The sequence below is a fragment of the Pseudarthrobacter scleromae genome (assembly GCF_014644515.1).
Lineage (GTDB): Bacteria > Actinomycetota > Actinomycetes > Actinomycetales > Micrococcaceae > Arthrobacter > Arthrobacter scleromae.
On the sequence record NZ_BMKV01000007.1, the window covers coordinates 2717 to 17114 of the forward strand.

Sequence of the window (14398 nt, forward strand, 5' to 3'; positions counted from 1 at the left end):
GGAGCGCCCGTTCAGCCGGAGACATGGTGGGGGTACAGAATTCCAGGATGGCCGGCTTGCTGAAGAGCTCGGAGATCAGCTTCTCCGGCGTCATGGGCATCCAGCAGAGGTTCAGGGCAATCCGTACATCGCGTGCGGAACGGACATCCTCGGCAAGGTAGGAGCGGTCTGCGTTGTTGCCGATGTTCCCGGCTTCCACCAGTTCGGTCATCTGTTCCGTGAGTTCGCGGAGCAGGATTTTGACGAACGTCACGCGCGCCTCGTTGTGCGGCTTGCCGGTGGAGCGGGCACGCTCGCGGGCACGGCGAACCTGGCGCGGCGTCAGCACCAGTTTGCGGCCGTCCACCTCCAGGATCCGGTCTTCAGCGGGAATCCGTTGGCGGTTGGCCACGGCGTTGGCCACCACGGTGGCCATGTCCAGGCGGCCCTTGATGGCAGCGACGTCGGCGTCCGGTTCCGGCACGGCGTGGATGCCGGGCATCAGGCGGCCCACGCTGGCCATCACCACGCCGGTCTCGCCCAGGGAGGGCAGCACCCTTTCGATGTACTTCATGAACGACGACGACGGGCCCACGAGCAGCACACCTGCGGTCTTGAGGCGGTCGCGGTGGGTATAGAGCAGGTAGGCAGCCCGGTGGAGGGCCACGGCGGTCTTTCCGGTGCCGGGTCCGCCCTGCACCACGAGCGCCCCGGAGATGGATGACCGGATGATGCGGTCCTGCTCGGACTGGATGGTGCTGACAATGTCGGACATCCGGCCGGTACGCTTGGAATTCAGGGCGGCGAGCAGGGCGCCTTCCCCCTGCAGCGATTCGTTGTCCGCCAGCATCCCGGCGTCAAGGACGTCATCCTCGATGGCCTTGACCTCACGGCCCTGCAGGATCAGGTGCCGGCGGCGGCGCACACCCTGCCGGTCAAAGGCCGTGGCCTGGTAGAAGTGGCCGGCCTCGGGCGCACGCCAGTCCACCATGAGCCGCTGCAGGTCCTCGGTGGTGAGGCCGATGCGGCCAATGTACTGGGCTTCGCCGGAGTCCAGGTCCAGCCGGCCGAAGACCAGCCGGTCGTCCACCGCGTCCAGCTGGGCAAGCCGGTCCTCGTAGAGAGCAGCGAACGCGTCGCGCTCGGAGACGTTCTGCATGGTGCCCACAGCCCCGGCCCGGCGGACCTGCGCCAGCTGGCGGCGCTTTTCCTCGCGCAGCTCTTCCAGCCGTGCGTACAGGCCGGCTACATAGTCGCGTTCATGGGCCAAATCGGCGTCAAGCATTTAACGTTCCCCTATCGCAAAAGACAGACCTACCATTCTACAACCATTTCCGTTAACGCCCGTGAAACGTTGCCGGATCCGGTTTGGCTCCCCTGGGTTTGGCCGGCTTGTACTGGGAGACTGTGGGGTCGCCGGTGATCCAGAAGCGCCATGCGTACCGGTCCGTCCCTCCTGCGCCGGAGACCCCAACCCTTGGCCCGGAGCTCACCGGCACTGCCGGCCGGGAGGGAAGGACCAGCCCGAACGGCGGCGCGAGCGCATCACGGCCGCTGTCCGCCGTCGTTAGTCCCAGGGCCTTGGCCAGCCGGGCAGGCCCCCTTGCCAGGTCGGCGGGGCTTTTGGAGGTGGTCCGCCGGTGCCGGGCGAGTTCAACACCGTCCACGATCTCCCCTGCCCTCAGCAGCAGGGCCGACGCCGTTCCTTCCGGCCCGCACACGATGTTCGTGCAGTGGTGCATCCCGTAGGTGAAGTAGACGTACAGGTGGCCGGCCGGGCCGAACATGGGGGCGTTGCGGGGTGTGGGACCGCGGTAGGTATGTGATCCTGGATCCGGGTGCAGGGAATCCTCTGGCCCCAGGTAGGCCTCCACTTCGGTAAGCCGCACCGATACTGCACCATCCCTGGAGTCATGGGTCAGGACGGCGCCCAGCAGCAGGGGCGCCAGCTGGCGGGCATCTCCGGAAAGGAACTCCCGCAGCGGCTGACCGGCCGTCAGCGGATTTCTGCTCATGGCCAGACTCTATCCAACGCCGGCGCCGCCGCCCCGCCATTCACGTGGTGGAGGCGCCACGGCCGTGTCCGATTTCCGCTAGCCGGGGCGTGGGAGGGCTGGCACGATGGAGGAATGGACTTCTGGCAGCGCTACCGGGCGATCGACGCCCGGGACACCCGGTTCGACGGGCAGTTCTACACTGCCGTCCGGACCACGGGCATCTATTGCCGCCCGTCCTGCCCGGCCCGGACTCCGAAGGCCTCCAACGTCACCTTCTATGAAACCTCCGCAGCAGCGCACGACGCCGGCTACCGGGCCTGCAAGCGCTGCCTTCCGGAGGCGGTTCCCGGCACACCCGCCTGGAACCTTCGCCAGGATATTGCCGGGCGCGCCATGCGGCTGATCAGTGACGGCGTGGTCACCAGGGACGGCGTCGACGGCCTGGCCGCCCGCCTGGGCTATTCCTCCCGCCAGCTCAACCGCATCCTCAACCAGGAGCTCGGGGCGGGCCCCCTCTCGCTTGCACGGGCCGGCCGCGCGCAGACTGCCCGTACCCTGCTGGTCTCCACCTCCATGAAGCTCGCCGACGTCGCCTTTGCGGCCGGGTTCAGCAGCGTCCGCCAGTTCAACGAAACCATGGCGGAAGTTTTTGGCATGACGCCCACCGCGCTCCGCACCGCAAGGCATCCCAGGGCCCCCGCCGGCTCCACCGCCCTCACCCTCAACCTCCCCTACCGGGAACCTTTCGACCCCGGCGTCTTCAACTTCCTGGCTGTCCGCGCCATCCCCGGGATCGAAGCGGGAACGCCCACGTCCTACGCCCGAACCCTGCGGCTGCCCCAGGGTGATGCGAGGTTCCGGGTGGAGTACGACGCCGGTGCTCCGGGCCGGCCGCTGACCCTCACTATCGGCGCGGTGGACCTTAGGGACCTGCCGGCCCTGTTGAGCCGGGTACGGCGGCTCTTTGACCTCGATGCGGATCCTGTGGCGATCGACAGTGCACTGGCAGGGGATGCCAGGCTCGCTGCCGCAGTGGCGGGCACTCCCGGGATCAGGATGCCCGGTGCCATGGATCCGGCGGAAATGCTGGTCCGGGCCATGGCCGGGCAGCAGATCACCGTTGCCGCGGCGCGGACCGCCCTCACCCAGCTGGCCGCCGTCGGACGTCCAAGCCGAAGCCCCGGCGAGGGCCTGGAGCGGATGTTTCCCACCCCGGCCGAAATCGCCGGCGGCGGCCCCGCGGTCCTGCGCGGACCGCAACGGCGGATCGGGGCCCTCCTCGCGGCAGCTGCCGCCATGGCGGACGGCGGACTCGACTTTGGCTATGGCGACAGCCCGGAAAGCCTGGCCGCCAAACTGCTTCCGCTTCCCGGCGTGGGACCATGGACCACGGGATACCTGGCCATGCGCATCCTCGGCGCCCCGGACGTTTTCCTGGCCAACGACGCAGCGGTACGGAACGGGATCCGTGCCCTGGGGGAGGGTACCGCGGCGTCCAGCGCGGACTTCCGGGAAGCCAGCCCCTGGCGCTCATACGCCACCATGCACCTGTGGCGGGCGGCAGCCCGGCCGGCGTCCGGTACCCGCAGGCGCACAGCAGCACACACAAACCAAGGCACCAGACCAGCAGAGGAAGCGAACCGATGAAGGCCCAGCTGCTTCAGATGACCACCCCGGACGGTCCGTTCACCATCCTGGCCCAGGACGGCGTCGTGCTCTCCAGCGGATGGACAGACAACCCTGGTGAGCTGACCGGGCAGATCCATCCGTCCCTCCGGCCGGGCACGCTGGAGCCGGTCACCGGGCTGGGGGACATCTCCTCCGCCGTCGAAGCCTTCTATGCCGGTGACCCGGTGCCGGCGATGAGCGTTCCCGTGCGGCAGGTGTCGGGACCTTTCCGGGTCCACGCCTGGGATGTCCTGCGGCTGGTGCAGCCGGGACAGCCCGTCACGTACGCCCGGTACGCGGAGCTCGCCGGCAACCCCAGGGCCGTGCGGGCAGCCGCCAGCGCCTGCGCCTTCAACGCTGCCGCACTGTTCGTGCCCTGCCACCGGGTGATCCGCACGGACGGCACGCTGGGCGGTTTCCGCTGGGGGCTTCCAGTTAAGCGGAGCCTCCTGGCACGCGAAGCCGGTTAGCCCTTCCGGTCAGCCCTGTGTGGCGGCGGGGGTTCCGGACGGCCACGGCAGCAGCACCGGCAGGTCCACGCCGTCGGCCGCGGCGGAGGCCTTGAGGCTGCCAAGCGTCGGCTCGCGGCCGGCAAGCCAGGCTGCGATGTCGGTGATCATGCCGCTAATGACGGTGGACCGGGTGCCGCTGCCGATGGCCAGCGGCTGGAGCCCCAGTGGCTGCAGCACGAGCCTGTCGTCGGGCTGGACCCTGGCCGCCAGGAAATCAAAAAGGTGCTCGCAGAACGGCCGGCTCCAGGTTTCGGGTCCCCTCCCCGCCAGCAGGTCCGACGTGTGGATGACCAGTTCCCGCCACAGCGCCAGTCCGCCGTCCAGGACCACGCCGCCGCGATACGTGATGGGGGCGTACCAGCCGGTCCGGTTCGCGGCTGAATCCTTCACGCCGGGCAGGGCGTCGAAGGCCTTGAGTGCCCGGTCCAGCGCGGCGGTGAGGTCCGCGCGGTGGGTGGCGGCGTCGTGACCCGCTGCCATGTCGATGGCTTTGTTCCGGCCTTCCATGCCGCCGTCGTAAAGCTCCACGGCCTCTCCGCGCGCAGCGTACTCAAGCTGCCGGGCCATGGCGTTGGAGATGCCTGTGAGATGGGCCAGAACGTGCCCCCTCGTCCAGCCGGGCAGGGCGGAGGGCGCCTGCACGTCGGAATCGCTGAACTTTGCAGCGTCGGCTGCCACGTCAGCTGCGGCCTTGTGGAGCGCCGGAAGCAGTTCGTCTGGTGCGGAAGCTGTCATGGCGACAGCCTAACCCAGGGGCGAACCGTCGGGGGCCACACGGTGGCGGACATGGTTGCCGTCGTTGCTGGCCTGCCAGAACTCGATCTCGGCGGGCCGGAGGGCGTAAAGCTGCCAGTGCGGGTTGGTGCTGCCGTCGGCACGGGGCCGCTCCGCCCAGTCCTGCGCGGAGGCCTCGGCGGACAGTTCGACGACGGCCCCGGCCACGCGGACCTGCCGGCCCTGGGACGGCCAGTAGAAGGTCATGGCGGCATGCGGGTTGGCGCCGAGTTCCCTGCCCTTGCGTGAGGTGCGGGACGTGGCGAAGTGCCAGCCGTCGTCGTCGATGTTCTTCAGGATCAGCATCCTGGACGACGGTTTGCCGTCGCCGCCCGCCGTGGCCAGGCTGCACGCATGCGGCTGCCGCTCCCCCGCTGCCAGCGCCTCCCCCAGCCAGTGTCTGAACAGCTCGGCAGGATCCGTGGGGGCGCCCTCCGGGTCAAAGCCCGGCAGCGTGTCCGGGAAATCGGGAAGCGCGCGGAGTTGCCTGCGGAACGGTTCGCTCATTGCACCATGCTAGCGGGGAGCGTCCGGCGCCTAACGCTCTCTCACTTGATGCAGGAAAACCGGCAACGCTCCTGCACCCGGTGCAGGAGCGTTGCCGGAAACGTTGCATCAAGTGAGAGAGCGTTCTACCCGGCGTAGTGCCGCGCTTCCTTCAGCTCCGCCTCCAGCGCGACCAGCTGGCGTTCGACGGCGGCGGGCGCAGTTCCGCCCTGGGAGTTACGGCTGTTGAGGGAGCCCTCCGTGGACAGGACCGTGCGGACCTCCGGCGTCAGGTGCTCCGAGATGGCAGCGTATTCCCCGTCCGTCAGGTCCCACAGCTCCACGCCGCGGGATTCGGCCTGCTTCACGGCCGCGCCGGACAGCTCGTGGGCTTCCCGGAACGGAACGCCCTGGCGGACGAGCCACTCAGCAATGTCAGTGGCCAGCGCGAAGCCCTGCGGTGCCAGCGACTCCATTCTTTCGGTGTTGAACTTCAGGGTGGCGATCATGCCGGAGACTGCCGGAAGCAGGAGCTCCAGGGTGTCTGCGGCGTCGAACACCGGCTCCTTGTCCTCCTGCAGGTCGCGGTTGTACGCCAGCGGAAGGCCCTTGAGCGTGGCCAGCAGCCCGGTCAAATTGCCGATGAGCCGGCCTGCCTTGCCGCGGGCCAGTTCCGCCACATCCGGGTTTTTCTTCTGCGGCATGATGGACGAACCCGTGGAGTAGGAGTCGTGCAGCGTGACGAAGGAGAACTCTTTGGTTGCCCAGAGGATGACTTCCTCCGACACCCGCGAGAGGTCCACGCCGATCATGGAACACACCCAGGCGAACTCGGCGAAGACGTCGCGCGAGGCCGTGCCGTCGATCGAGTTGTGGGAGGCGGAGAAGAAGCCCAGGTCCGCGGCCACCGCCTCCGGGTCCAGCCCCAGCGAGGAGCCGGCCAGGGCGCCCGAACCGTAGGGCGAGACGCCGGCGCGCTTGTCCCAGTCCTGGAGCCGCTGCACGTCGCGCAGCAGCGCCCAGGCGTGGGCCAGCAGGTGGTGGCTGAGCAGCACCGGCTGGGCGTGCTGCAGGTGGGTGCGGCCGGGCATGGCAACACCGTGGTGCGCCTTGGCCTGGTCCACCAGGGCATCCACCGTGGCCAGCACGCCGCGGGCAATGATCCGGGCGTGGTCCCGCAGGAACATGCGGCCCAGCGTGGCCACCTGGTCGTTCCGTGAACGGCCGGCGCGGAGCTTGCCGCCCAGCTGGGTTCCGGCGCGCTCGATCAGGCCCCGCTCCAGCGAGCCGTGCACGTCCTCGTCGGACTCCGCCGGCACATAGGCGCCGGAGGCCACGTCCTCATCCAGCTGCGTGAGGGCGGCCAGCATGCCTTCCAGTTCAGCGTCGTCCAGCAGGCCGGCTTTGTGCAGCACGCGGGCGTGCGCCTTGGATCCGGCAATGTCGTAGCGGGCAAGCCGCCAGTCAAAGTGGGTGGACTTGCTCAGCGCCGCCAGGGCATCCGCGGGGCCGCCAGCAAACCGGCCGCCCCACAGTGCACCGGTGTTGGTCGCCTCAGCCTTCGTCCCCGGGCGCGCCCCAGCCTCGCTTCGCTCGGCCGGGGACCCCTTCGCCCGTGGGCCCTGTTGCTGACTCACTTTCCGGCGACGCGGATGTCGCGGCCGGACGCAACCTTGGCGGACATGCCCCACAGCTCGATGAAGCCGCGCGCCATGGACTGGTCGAAGGTGTCGCCGGTGTCGTAGGTGGCGAGGTTGAAGTCGTAGAGCGAGGTGTCGGACCGGCGGCCGTTGACGATGGCCTGGCCACCGTGCAGGGTCATGCGGATATCGCCCGAGACGTATTTCTGGGTGTCCTCGATGAACGCGTCCAGGGAGCGCTTCAGCGGGGAGAACCACTGGCCGTCGTACACCAGCTCGGACCAGCGCTGGCCAACGGTGGCCTTGAAGCGGGCCTGCTCGCGCTCCACGGTGATGTCCTCGAGGTGCTTGTGGGCCGTGATGAGGGCCATGGCGCCGGGGGCCTCGTAGATTTCGCGGGACTTGATGCCCACCAGGCGGTCCTCGACGACGTCGATGCGGCCCACGCCCTGGGCGCCGGCGCGGCGGTTGAGCTCCTTGATGGCCTGCAGCGGGGTGACCTTGACGCCGTCGATCGCCACCGGAATGCCGGCTTCGAAGGAAATGACGACCTCGTCCGGTGCCGGCGGGAATTCCGGGGTGGCGGTGTAGTCGTAGATGTCCTTGGTGGGGGCGTTCCAGATGTCCTCGAGGTAGCCGGTTTCCACGGCGCGGCCCCAGACATTCTGGTCAATGGAGTACGGGTTCTTCTTGGTGGTCTCGATCGGCAGGCCCTTCTCCTCGGCAAAGGCGATGGCCTTGTCGCGGGTGAGCGCCAGGTCACGGACCGGGGCGATGCACTTCAGGTCCGGGCCGAGGGTCTGGATGCCCACTTCGAAGCGGACTTGGTCGTTGCCCTTGCCGGTGCAGCCGTGGGCCACGGTGGTGGCGCCGAATTCGCGGGCAGCCTTGACCAGGTGCTTGACGATGACCGGACGGGAGATGGCGGACACCAGCGGGTAGTGGCCCTGGTAGAGGCCGTTGGCCTTCAGCGTAGGCATGCAGTATTCGTTGGCGAACTCGTCGGAGGCGTCGGCCACGTAGGCTTCGACGGCGCCGCAGCCGAGGGCACGCTGGCGGATGGTTTCCAGGGACTCACCGCCCTGCCCGACGTCAACCGCCACGGCGATGACCTCGGCGCCGGTGGCTTCACCGATCCAGCCGATGGCTACTGAGGTGTCCAGGCCGCCCGAGTAGGCGAGCACAATGCGTTCAGTCACTTCGAATGCTCCTTGTGATTGGGGTTTGTTGATGTTGTCTTCAAGCTTATTGCCCGGCTTCTTCAGCCAGCTGCAGGAACCTGGCGGCGAGGTCCTGGCCGCCCTGCGGGTCCCGGGCCACCAGCAGCACGGTGTCGTCCCCGGCAATGGTGCCCAGGATGGACGGCATCACCGAGTGGTCGATGGCCAGTGCCAGGAAGTTCGCGGCCCCCGGCGGGGTGCGGAGCACGGCGATATTGGCCGAGGCCTCCGCGGTGACCAGCAGTTCACTGCACAGCCGGGCCAGCCGGGCGTCCAGGATCTCCTGGCTCACGCCGCTCCGGGCAGCCCGTTCGCCGCCTTCGCCGGGTACGGCGTACACCAGCACGCCCTCCTTTCCGCGGACCCGGACCGCACCGAGTTCCACGAGGTCCCGCGACAGCGTTGCCTGGGTGACCTGCACGCCGTCGTCCGCCAGCAGTGCTGCCAGCTCCGCCTGGGAACGCACGGACTCCCCCGTCAGGATGGCGGTGATGCGCGCCTGGCGGGCTGTCTTGGTCGCCGGGCTGGAGCCCGGCGACGCCGGTTGGGCGGACACTAGAACGTGCTCTCCCCTGTGCCTTCAACGGGTGCGAGTCCGTCGACGAAGGCCAGGCCCGACCGGTGCATCAGCCAGGCCATCAGGGCCTTCTGTGCGTGCAGCCGGTTTTCGGCCTCGTCCCAGACGATGGACTGCGGTCCGTCGATGACGCCGGCAGAGATTTCGTAGCCGCGGTAGGCAGGCAGGCAGTGAAGCACGACGGCGTCTTCCGCGGCCTGTGCCATGGCGGCCTCATCCACGGCGTACTCCCGGAACCGCTGCATCCGGGCTTCCTTTTCCGCTTCCTGCCCCATGGACACCCACGTGTCCGTGGCAACGACGTCGGCGCCTTTCAAGGCCTCCGCCGCGTCAGTGGTGATGAGCACCGAGCCGCCCGTCTCCGCAGCGCGTTCCTCGGCTGCGGCCACGATGTCTGCTGCCGGCAGGTAGCCCTCCGGCCCGGCGATCCGCACGTGCATCCCGGCCGTGACTCCGGCCAGCAGGTAGGAGTTGGCCATGTTGTTGGCGGCGTCCCCCAGGTAGCTCATGGTGAGGCCTTTGAGTTCGCCCTTGTGCTCTTTCACGGCCAGCAGGTCCGCCAGCAGCTGGCAGGGGTGGTAATCGTCGCACAGGGCGTTGATCACCGGAACCCTCGAGTTCTCCGCCATGGCCACCAGGCCGGAGTGGGCGCCGGTCCGCCAGACGATGGTGGACACCATCCGCTCCAGGACCCTGGCGGTGTCCTCCACGGATTCCTTGTGCCCGATCTGTGCCTCTCCAGGGTTGATGATCAGGGCGTTGCCGCCCAGGTCCGCGATCCCTGTGGCGAACGAGACCCTGGTCCGGGTGGAGGTTTTGTCGAAGATCACGGCCACCGTCTTGCGGCCGCTGCCCTCGGCGGCGTACGGCTGGACGCTGTAGGGCGCCGCCTTCATCCGGGCCGCGAGGCCGAGGACCTCGGCCTGTTCGGCGGGGCTGAGGTCCGTGTCCTTGAGGAAGTGCCGGGTAGCGCTGGCTGCTGGTGTCACTGGGCGTCCTTAGCTGCTTGGAGGATTGCCGGGAAGGCGGCGAGGAAGGTGTCTGCCTGCGCCATGGTCAGGACCAGCGGCGGCGCAAGGCGGATGGTGCGGGGGCCGGGGCTGTTGACGATGAACCCGGCGTCAAGGCCCGCCTGCACCACGGCCGGGGCGACGTCCGCATCCAGGTCGAAGCCGATGAGGAGGCCTTCGCCGCGGACTTCGGTGACGCCCGGCAGGAGTGCCAGTCCGGCCCGCAGGTGCCCACCCACGGCTGAGGCATTGGACAGCACGTGCTGGCTTTCGATGGCGTGCAGGGTGGCGAGGGCGGCCGCCGTCGCCACCGGGTTCCCGCCGAACGTGGTGCCGTGCTGGCCCGCAGCCAACAACGACGACGTCTCCGGACCATAGGTGATCAGGGCACCGATCGGGAAGCCGCCGCCCAGGCCCTTGGCCAGGGTAACGGCGTCCGGCATGATCCCGGCATCCTCGCTGGCAAGCCATTTCCCGGTGCGGCCGATGCCGGTCTGGACTTCGTCGAGGATCAGCAGTGCTCCCACCCTGGCGGTCAGCTCGCGGGCGGCCCGAAGGTATCCGGGCGGCAGGGGACGCACGCCCGCCTCGCCCTGGATGGGCTCCAGGAAGACGGCGGCCACGGTCTCGTCAACGGCGTCCTTAAGTGCCTCCACGTCGCCGAAGGGGATGTGCACGACGCCGGCGGGCAGCGGCTCGAACGGCTCGCGGTAGGCCTCCTTGGCGGTCAGCGCAAGGGCGCCCATGGTCCGGCCGTGGAAGGCCCCTTCCAGGGCGATGATCTTGGTCCGCTTGGCGCCGCTGCCGCCCGTATTGCGGCGGGCCAGCTTGAAGGCGGCCTCGTTGGCCTCGGTGCCGGAGTTGGTGAAGAACACCTTGGAACCGGCAGGGGCGTCGGTGAGGGCCAGGAGCTTTTCGGCCAGCGCGATCTGCGTGGGGCTGGTGAAGAAGTTGGAGACATGGCCGAGGGTGGCCAGCTGGCTGGAGATCACCGACGTGACGAACGGGTTGGCATGGCCCAGCGCGTTGACGGCGATGCCTCCGAGCAGGTCCAGGTACTCCTTGCCGTCGGCGTCCCACACGAGGCAGCCGGCGCCACGGACCAGGACGCGCTGCGGGGTGCCGAAGACGCCCATGAGGGAGCTGGAGTAGCGGGCCAGCCACTCTGGGCCGCTGCCGCTGCCGGTCATCACGGAAGCTTTGGCGTCCCGGTCGCTGACCGGACTTACGTCAACAGTTTCGTTCATGCGTTTGTCTCCTCGTCGGGGACCACCTGCGTGCCGATGCCCGCGGTGGTGAAGGTTTCCAGCAGCATGGAGTGGGCCAGGCGTCCGTCCACGATGTGCGCACGCTCCACGCCGCCGTCGATCGCCTTGAGGCACGCCTCCATCTTGGGGATCATGCCGGATTCCAGCGAGGGCAGGAGCTCCCGCAGGTCCGATGCTTTCAGGGAGGAGATCAGCGAGGTCTTGTCCGGCCAGTTGGCATACAGGCCTTCGACGTCGGTGAGGATCACCAGTTTGGAGGCACCGAGGGCTTCGGCCAGGGCTGCCGCCGCGGTGTCCGCATTGACGTTGAGCACCTGTCCCGTGGTCTGGACGCTGCCGTCTGCTGCGAACCCCTCGACGTCGATCTCCGGGGCCACCGTGGAGATCACGGGAATGCGTCCGGCGGCGAGGATGTCCAGGATGCCTTCCGGGTTTACGCCCACCACTTCACCCACGAGCCCCAGGTCCACTTCCTCGCCGTCGATGACGGTGCCGGTGCGCACGGCGCGCAGCAGTCCGCCGTCTTCACCGGACATGCCCACGGCGTAGGGGCCGTGGGAGTTGATCAGGCCCACGAGTTCGCGGCCCACCTGGCCGGTGAGGACCATGCGGACCACGTCCATGGCTTCCGGAGTGGTGACCCGCAGGCCTCCCTTGAACTCGGACTCGATGCCCAGCCGGGCCAGCATGGAGTTGATCTGGGGCCCGCCCCCGTGCACCACCACAGGGTGGATGCCCACGTGGTGCAGGAACACAACGTCCTCGGCGAAGGCACGGCGCAGCTCGTCGTTGACCATGGCGTTGCCGCCATACTTGATCACCATGGTGGTGCCGGCAAAGCGCTGGATCCAGGGCAGCGCCTCGATCAGGGTGCCGGCCTTGCTTTGGGCATCAAGCGTGGACGTGGTTTCGCGGGTGCGGGTGTTCATCAGGCAGTTTCTCCAAGGTTGCCGGGCGCCGGAAGGGGCCGGCTCAGGTGGTGCGTCAGCTTGAGTAGGCGCTGTTCTCGTGCACGTAGTCGTGGGTCAGGTCGTTCGTCCAGATGGTGGCCTCGGCGTCGCCGGCCTGAAGGTCGATTTCCACCAGGACCTCGCGCGGTTCCAGGTCCACCAGGCCGCGGTCGTCGCCGATGCTGCCGTTGCGGCAGATCTGGACACCGTTCATAGCCACGTTGAGCTGGTCGGGTTCGAAGACGGCGTCAGTAGTGCCGACGGCCGACAGTACCCGTCCCCAGTTGGGATCCTTGCCGAAAATAGCGGCCTTGAAGAGGTTGGAGCGGGCCACGGAACGGCTGACGGTTTCGGCGTCCGCTTCGCTGGCAGCGTTGAAGGTGCGGATGGCGATGTCGTGGCTGGCACCCTCGGCGTCGGCGATGAGCTTCCGGGCAAGTTCGGCGCAGACCTGGGTCAGGCCGGCACCGAAGGCCTCTGCCGACGGCACGGCGCCGGAGGCACCGGAGGACAGCAGGACCACGGTGTCGTTGGTGGACATGCAGCCGTCCGAGTCTGCCCGGTCGAACGTGACCCGGGTGGCGTCGCGGAGGACGACGTCGAGCAGTTCCGCGTCCACGGCCGCATCAGTGGTGAGGACCACCAGCATGGTAGCCAGGCCCGGAGCCAGCATGCCCGCACCCTTGGCGATCCCGCCGATGGCGAATTCCTCGCCGTCCGCATCGGTGCCGATAAACAGCGCTGCCTTCGGAACGGAGTCGGTGGTCATGATGGCGGTCGCTGCCTCGGGGCCGCCGTCGGCGCTCAGCGCGGCAGCAGCAGCCTCCACGCCGGGAAGGATTTTGTCCATGGGCAACTGCTCGCCGATCAGGCCGGTGGAACACACGAACACGTCCGTGGCGGAAATGTCCAGGACCTTGGCCACCTTTTCGGCGGTGCTATGCGTGTTCTGGAAGCCGGCCGGCCCCGTGCAGGCGTTCGCTCCGCCGGAGTTGAGGACAACCGCGTCCACGCGGCCGTCCGAGACAACCTGGCGGGACCAGTGCACGGGCGCTGCGGCGACGCGGTTGCTGGTGAAGACGGCAGCGGCGGCTTTGGACGGGCCGTCATTCACCACCAGGGCAAGGTCCGGTTTGCCGGAGGCCTTGAGTCCGGCGGTGACGCCGGCGGCCCGGAATCCACGGGGGGCGGTAACGGTCACGGGGCAACTCCCTGCAGGTCAAGGCCGGCGGTTTCCGCGAGGCCGAGGGCAATGTTCATGGACTGGACGGCGCCGCCGGCGGTCCCTTTGGTGAGGTTGTCGATGGCGCAGGTGACGATCACCCGGCCGGTGTGGGAATCGAACGCCAGCTGCATGGCAGCATGGTTCGACCCCTGCACGGATTTCGTGGCGGGCCACTGGCCTTCCGGGAGGACGTGCACGAACGGTTCGTCGTCATAGGCATCGGTCCAGGCCTGGCGGAGCTGCTCCCCCGTGGTGCCGGCTTTGACCTTCGCCGTCGCCGTCGTGAGGATACCCCGGCTCATGGGCGCCAGGGTGGGCGTGAAGGACACGGTGACCTGTTCGCCCGCGGCGTTGGACAGGCCCTGTTCGATCTCGGGTGTGTGGCGGTGTCCGCCGCCAACGCCATACGGGCTCATGGAACCCATGACCTCTGAACCGATGAGATTCACTTTGGCGGCCTTGCCTGCACCGGAGGTGCCGGAGGCAGCAACGATGACGACGTCGTCGGGCTGGAGGAGCCCGGCGGCGAAGCCGGGCGCAAGGGCCAGCAGGGCCGACGTCGGGTAGCAGCCGGGCACGGCGATGCGGTTGGCACCTTTGAGGGCCTCGCGCTGGCCCGGGAGCTCCGGCAGGCCGTAGGGCCAGGTGCCGGCGTGGGCGGAACCGTAGAACTTTTCCCACGCCGCCGCGTCCTCCAGCCGGTGGTCTGCGCCGGCGTCGATGACGACGGTCCCCGCCGGCAGCTGGGCTGCTATCTCCGCGGAGGCGCCGTGCGGCAGGGCCAGGAAGACGACGTCGTGGCCGGACAGGTTCTCCACCGAGGTGTCCTCGAGGATGCGGCTTGCGAGCCCGTGCAGGTGGGGCTGCAGTTCGCCGAGCCGGGATCCGGCATTGCTGTGGGCTGTGATGGCTCCAATGGTGACGCCAGGATGCCCGGCCAGGAGGCGCAGGATCTCTCCCCCGGCGTATCCGCTGGCACCGGACACTGCAACAGAAATAGTCATGACCACCACCATACAGCAAAAGTATTCACTGATGCCGATATTTATGCATGCAGGGGAGGGTGCCCGCTATGGGGCTTCCGCGGACTGT

Annotated in this window: 14 protein-coding genes; 2 read left to right on the forward strand and 12 right to left on the reverse strand. The window is 68.5% G+C overall.

Annotated elements, in window-relative coordinates; all coding sequences use genetic code 11:
• Positions 1–1264: HelD family protein (locus tag IEX33_RS19420; RefSeq protein WP_407681609.1), on the reverse strand; the 1264-nt coding region annotated here is incomplete at its 3' end.
• 52 nt (positions 1265–1316) lie between these two features.
• On the reverse strand, positions 1317–1994 hold the full coding sequence (locus tag IEX33_RS16635) for a DNA-3-methyladenine glycosylase (protein WP_188732032.1): 678 nt from the start codon (positions 1992–1994) through the stop codon (positions 1317–1319).
• A 114-nt stretch (positions 1995–2108) separates the two neighbouring features.
• Here IEX33_RS16635 and IEX33_RS16640 point away from each other — a divergent pair, with 114 nt between their 5' ends.
• Together IEX33_RS16640 and IEX33_RS16645 are read left to right on the forward strand one after the other, a co-directional pair.
• Positions 2109–3623: a DNA-3-methyladenine glycosylase 2 family protein gene (locus IEX33_RS16640; protein ID WP_188732033.1), complete on the forward strand. Its 1515-nt coding sequence runs from the start codon at positions 2109–2111 to the stop codon at positions 3621–3623.
• Entirely contained in the window at positions 3620–4114 is a 495-nt protein-coding gene (locus tag IEX33_RS16645) for a methylated-DNA--[protein]-cysteine S-methyltransferase (protein ID WP_188732034.1), read from the forward strand. Before IEX33_RS16640 ends, IEX33_RS16645 begins: the two co-directional genes overlap by 4 nt.
• Positions 4115–4123: 9 nt before the next feature.
• On the opposite strand, the gene IEX33_RS16650 is transcribed toward IEX33_RS16645, so the two are convergent.
• From IEX33_RS16650 to argC, 10 genes are all read right to left on the reverse strand, one after another.
• The gene (locus IEX33_RS16650; protein ID WP_188732035.1) at positions 4124–4891 is read right to left on the reverse strand and encodes a maleylpyruvate isomerase family mycothiol-dependent enzyme; all 768 of its coding nucleotides are present in this window, start codon (positions 4889–4891) and stop codon (positions 4124–4126) included.
• A gap of 9 nt (positions 4892–4900) precedes the next feature.
• A complete protein-coding gene (locus IEX33_RS16655; protein WP_188732036.1) occupies positions 4901–5437 on the reverse strand; it encodes a pyridoxine/pyridoxamine 5'-phosphate oxidase in 537 nt (178 codons plus the stop codon).
• A gap of 125 nt (positions 5438–5562) precedes the next feature.
• Entirely contained in the window at positions 5563–7053 is a 1491-nt protein-coding gene (gene argH / locus IEX33_RS16660; protein WP_188732037.1) for an argininosuccinate lyase, read from the reverse strand.
• Positions 7050–8255: an argininosuccinate synthase gene (locus tag IEX33_RS16665; RefSeq protein WP_188732038.1), complete on the reverse strand. Its 1206-nt coding sequence runs from the start codon at positions 8253–8255 to the stop codon at positions 7050–7052. The genes argH and IEX33_RS16665 overlap by 4 nt, the downstream gene beginning before the upstream one ends.
• A 46-nt stretch (positions 8256–8301) precedes the next feature.
• Positions 8302–8832 carry an arginine repressor gene (locus IEX33_RS16670; RefSeq protein WP_174180327.1) on the reverse strand — a complete coding sequence of 177 codons (531 nt, stop codon included), beginning with the start codon at positions 8830–8832 and terminating at the stop codon, positions 8302–8304.
• Positions 8832–9842 carry an ornithine carbamoyltransferase gene (gene argF / locus IEX33_RS16675; RefSeq protein ID WP_188732039.1) on the reverse strand — a complete coding sequence of 337 codons (1011 nt, stop codon included), beginning with the start codon at positions 9840–9842 and terminating at the stop codon, positions 8832–8834. The genes IEX33_RS16670 and argF overlap by 1 nt, the downstream gene beginning before the upstream one ends.
• Positions 9839–11053 (reverse strand): acetylornithine transaminase, encoded by a 1215-nt coding sequence (locus IEX33_RS16680; RefSeq protein WP_377090210.1) that lies wholly within the window; start codon positions 11051–11053, stop codon positions 9839–9841. The genes argF and IEX33_RS16680 overlap by 4 nt, the downstream gene beginning before the upstream one ends.
• Before the next feature lie 53 nt (positions 11054–11106).
• Complete coding sequence (gene argB, locus IEX33_RS16685; RefSeq protein ID WP_188732041.1) at positions 11107–12060, reverse strand: acetylglutamate kinase; 954 nt, start codon at positions 12058–12060, stop codon at positions 11107–11109.
• A gap of 55 nt (positions 12061–12115) precedes the next feature.
• Positions 12116–13282, reverse strand: a complete 1167-nt coding sequence (argJ, locus tag IEX33_RS16690) for a bifunctional glutamate N-acetyltransferase/amino-acid acetyltransferase ArgJ (RefSeq protein ID WP_188732043.1) — start codon at positions 13280–13282, stop codon at positions 12116–12118.
• A complete protein-coding gene (gene argC / locus IEX33_RS16695) occupies positions 13279–14310 on the reverse strand; it encodes an N-acetyl-gamma-glutamyl-phosphate reductase (RefSeq protein WP_188732045.1) in 1032 nt (343 codons plus the stop codon). Before argC ends, argJ begins: the two co-directional genes overlap by 4 nt.
• Positions 14311–14398 lie beyond the last annotated feature (88 nt).

Bases quoted from the DNA above. Each gene is read 5' to 3' on its own strand.
- IEX33_RS16635 (WP_188732032.1), bottom strand. From the start codon at position 1,994: ATGAGCAGAAATCCGCTGACGGCCGGTCAGCCGCTGCGGGAGTTCCTT.
- IEX33_RS16640 (WP_188732033.1), top strand. From the start codon at position 2,109: ATGGACTTCTGGCAGCGCTACCGGGCGATCGACGCCCGGGACACCCGG.
- IEX33_RS16645 (WP_188732034.1), top strand. From the start codon at position 3,620: ATGAAGGCCCAGCTGCTTCAGATGACCACCCCGGACGGTCCGTTCACC.
- IEX33_RS16650 (WP_188732035.1), bottom strand. From the start codon at position 4,891: ATGACAGCTTCCGCACCAGACGAACTGCTTCCGGCGCTCCACAAGGCC.
- IEX33_RS16655 (WP_188732036.1), bottom strand. From the start codon at position 5,437: ATGAGCGAACCGTTCCGCAGGCAACTCCGCGCGCTTCCCGATTTCCCG.
- IEX33_RS16680 (WP_377090210.1), bottom strand. From the start codon at position 11,053: ATGACCGGCAGCGGCAGCGGCCCAGAGTGGCTGGCCCGCTACTCCAGC.
- argB (WP_188732041.1), bottom strand. From the start codon at position 12,060: ATGAACACCCGCACCCGCGAAACCACGTCCACGCTTGATGCCCAAAGC.
- argC (WP_188732045.1), bottom strand. From the start codon at position 14,310: ATGACTATTTCTGTTGCAGTGTCCGGTGCCAGCGGATACGCCGGGGGA.